This is a genomic window from Streptomyces synnematoformans (assembly GCF_039531005.1).
Taxonomy (GTDB): Bacteria; Actinomycetota; Actinomycetes; order Streptomycetales; family Streptomycetaceae; genus Streptomyces; species Streptomyces synnematoformans.
Genome location: NZ_BAAAPF010000497.1, coordinates 1 through 3,384, shown reverse-complemented (window position 1 = coordinate 3,384; position 3,384 = coordinate 1). Strand labels below are relative to the sequence as shown.

Genomic DNA, 3,384 nt, shown 5'->3' with positions numbered 1-3,384 from the left:
CTGGGCGCCGGCCGGGCCGGCGTCCTCGCCGCGCTCGACGAGCCGGCCTCCACCTCCGCGCTGGCCCGCCGGCTGCGCCTGGCCCCGTCGTCGGTCTCCGCGCACCTGTCCGTGCTGAAGGCGGCCGGCCTGCTGACCTCCCGCCGCGAGCGCCACCGGGTGCTGTACGAGCGCACGCCGCTCGGCGTCGCGCTGGCCGCGGGCGGCTGACCGGCCCGCCATCCGGACGCCTCCGGCCGGCGGCGTCCGGGCGCGGCGCCCCCGGGGCCCAGGTCCCCTGTGTCACGATCATCCCGTTCCGTCCGATCGCCTGCCGCGGGAGAAGTGGATGTCAGTGCGGATCCCCACGCTCGTCCCCGTCCTGCTCCTCGGCACCCTCCTCGGCTGCTCGGCCGCGAACGGCGACGGCGGCGGCCCCGGGCCGCAGGGCGGCAGGTCCGCCGGCCCCGCCGCGGTGACCGGGTCGCCGTTCTGGGTGAACCCCCGCTCGCCGGCCGCCCTGCAGGTGCAGGAGTGGCGGCGGCAGGGGCGGACGAAGGACGCCGAACTGCTGGAGCGGATCGCGAGCCGGCCGGTCGCCGAGTGGCCCACCGGCGGCCACGACCCCGGCGCCGACGTGCGCGAGGCCGTTCGCGGCGCGGCGGCCGAGGGCCGCACCGCGGTGCTCGTCGCGTACAACATCCCGCACCGCGACTGCGGCCAGCACTCCGCCGCCGCCGCCGCCGACGCCGCCGCGTACGCGCCGTGGATCGGCGCCTTCGCCGACGCCCTCGCCGACGGCGGGGCGCTGGTGGTCCTGGAGCCGGACGCCGTCCCGCACGTCGTGGACGGCTGCACCCCGCCGGAGCTGCACGAGGAGCGCTTCCGGCTGATCTCCGGCGCCATCGCCCGGCTCAAGCAGCACCCGAACGTCAAGGTCTACCTCGACGCCGGGAACTCCGCCTGGATCACCGACCCCGCCAAGCTGGCCCGGGCGCTGTGGAAGGCCGGCGTCGGCGACGCCGACGGCTTCGCGCTCAACGTCTCCAACTTCCGGCGCACCGACGAGCAGATCGCCTACGGCCGCCGCCTCTCCGGGCTGCTCGACGACGCCCACTTCGTCATCGACACCAGCCGCAACGGCAACGGCCCGCTGGCCGGCCCGCCCGACGAGGTGTGGTGCAACCCCCCGGGGCGGGCGCTCGGCGAGCCGCCGACGACGCGGACCGGCGACAAGCTGGTCGACGCCTTCCTCTGGGTCAAGCGCCCCGGCGAGTCGGACGGGCCGTGCCGCGGCGGCCCGAAGGCCGGCGAGTGGTGGCCGGAGTACGCCCTGGGCCTGGCCCGCCGCGCGGGCTGAGCGCCGCCCCCGTACGAGCCGCCCGCGGCCCGCCGCGGCAGCGGCGGGGTACGGCGGCGGGGGCGAGGGGCGGGGGCCCCGCCGGCGGGTTCGTCACGGCACGTGCACCCACTTCGCCTCGGACGGCACGCCCTCGCCGTCGGCGAGGAAGAGCATGTACCAGCCCGGCGGCACCAGCGTCGGGTCCTCCGGCACGGTCACCGTCACCTCCCCGTCGCCCTTGCGCACGTCCAGCTGGATGGAGCGCTGCTCGACGTCCGTGACGTGGGTGACGGAACCCGGCCGCATCAGCCGCGCCTTCGCCACCCGCTCGGCCCCCGCGACCTCGTACGTCGCCTCCTTGCCGCGCCCCGGCCGCTTCGGCCCCCGGCCGATCCTCAGCCGGTCCTCCTCGTCGATCCGGTGCAGGTACGGCGGCGAGAAGACCTCGATGCGCTGCTCGAAGGTGCCCGGCCGGGTGTTGGCCTTGTCGGCGAAGAGCGAGTCGGAGCCGAAGGTGGCGACCCGGCCGTCGGGCAGCAGCACGGCCTCGGAGTGGTAGTTGCGGCCCACCTCCGGGTCGGCGGCGCGGGTGAAGGAGTTGGTGTCCGGGTCGTAGAACTGGGCCTTGTGGATGTCGCTGTCGCTGCGCCCGCGGTAGTCCACCGAGCCGCCGCTGGTGAAGACCGAGTCGTCGGGCATGATCACGCTGTTGAGGTAGCGGGTCCCCTGCGGCAGCCGGGGGCCCTCCTTGTACACCGGCTCGTCCTTCGTCAGGTCGATGACCGCGGTGCGCGGCGTCGACTTCTCCGACTCCCCCACCCCGCCGCCGCCGAGCACCATGACCTTCTGGTCCTGCGCGGGCGGCAGCAGCAGCGAGGACGCGGTCTCCAGCTGGTCGGGGTCGGTCAGGCCCGGCACGGTGGTGAAGGAGTTGTCCTCCAGGTCCCAGACCCCTGGCCTGCGGCCGCGGTCGGCCGGGCCGTAGCCGGCGTTGGCGCCGGAGTAGAAGAGCTTGCCGCCCTGGGTGAGGAAGAGCGCCGGGTACGTCGGGAAGTAGCGCTTCGGCGCCTTCGACCACTTCCTGGTCTCCGGGTCGTAGATCTCGTTGTCGCCGTAGAGGATCTCGCCGGCCTCGTCGAGGCCGGAGACCGACAGGACCTTGCCGTCGGGCAGCGTCACGAGCGTCGGGTACCAGCGGGCCTTGTCCATCGGGTCGACGCGGACGTAGCGCTCCTTCACCGGGTCGAACTCGAAGGTGTCCTTGATCCCCTGGAAGTCCTGCTTCTCCATGGTGAGCTTCTGCGCCAGGCCGTAGACGTTGTCCGCGTCCTTGCCCGTCAGGCCCTCGACGGCGTACTGCGCCTGCCGGTCCTGGACGTAGCCGCGGCCCTCCTCCTCCGCCTCGACGAAGACGTTGGCCTCGGCGGCGGTGACGACCGCCTTGCCGCGCTTCGGGGTCTTCTTGTCCGCGGCCGGCACCGTGACCTTCGCGGTGGTGCGGTAGACGAGGCCGGAGGGGGCGATGAAGCCGGTGCCCTTCTTGAGCTTCACCGGCTTGTCGGGGTCCTCGTTCTTCACCAGCATCCGGCCGCCGGCGCGCTCGACGTCGCCGTCGAGCAGCTCGTAGCGGGCGGTGCCGCCGGCGACCAGCAGCCGGCCGTCGGCGAGCTGGGTGTGGCCGGCGCAGAACAGGTCGGCCGGGGTGGGTATCTCCTCGTAGCTGTTCTTCTCCGGGTCCCACAGGATGGTGCGGAACGTGCCGGCGTCGAACTGCTCCTGGTCGTTGCCGGAGCCGGCGATGAGCAGCACCTTGCCGGTGTGCAGCAGGGTGGCGTGGATCGCGTTGAGCCGGTACGAATCCGGGGTGTCCTGCACCTGCCAGGAGCCGTACTTCGCCAGGTACCCGGGCCGGGATATCCGGTACTCGTGGTACTGCTCCTCGGCGAAGCCTATGGCCGCGGGGGCGTTGAGTCCCGCCAGCAGCAGGACCACGCCCGTGCCTATCGCCGTCTTCCTGAACCGTGTGCCGGGCCGGTACGCCATGGATCAGCTCCCGCTCGTCG

General features: G+C 73.8%; 3 protein-coding genes. 2 read left to right on the top strand and 1 reads right to left on the bottom strand.

What is annotated here, in order from left to right; all coding sequences use genetic code 11:
• Window positions 1-210 (top strand): ArsR/SmtB family transcription factor (locus tag ABD317_RS35030; RefSeq protein ID WP_344295696.1); only part of this gene is annotated, 210 nt, incomplete at its 5' end.
• Window positions 211-328: 118 nt separating this feature from the next.
• Window positions 329-1,339, top strand: a complete 1,011-nt coding sequence (locus ABD317_RS35025; RefSeq protein WP_344295692.1) for a glycoside hydrolase family 6 protein — start codon at window positions 329-331, stop codon at window positions 1,337-1,339.
• 93 nt (window positions 1,340-1,432) lie between these two features.
• Here the strand turns inward: ABD317_RS35025 and glxA are convergent, their stop codons facing one another.
• Window positions 1,433-3,364: a radical copper oxidase GlxA gene (gene glxA, locus ABD317_RS35020; protein ID WP_027755287.1), complete on the bottom strand. Its 1,932-nt coding sequence runs from the start codon at window positions 3,362-3,364 to the stop codon at window positions 1,433-1,435.
• Window positions 3,365-3,384 lie beyond the last annotated feature (20 nt).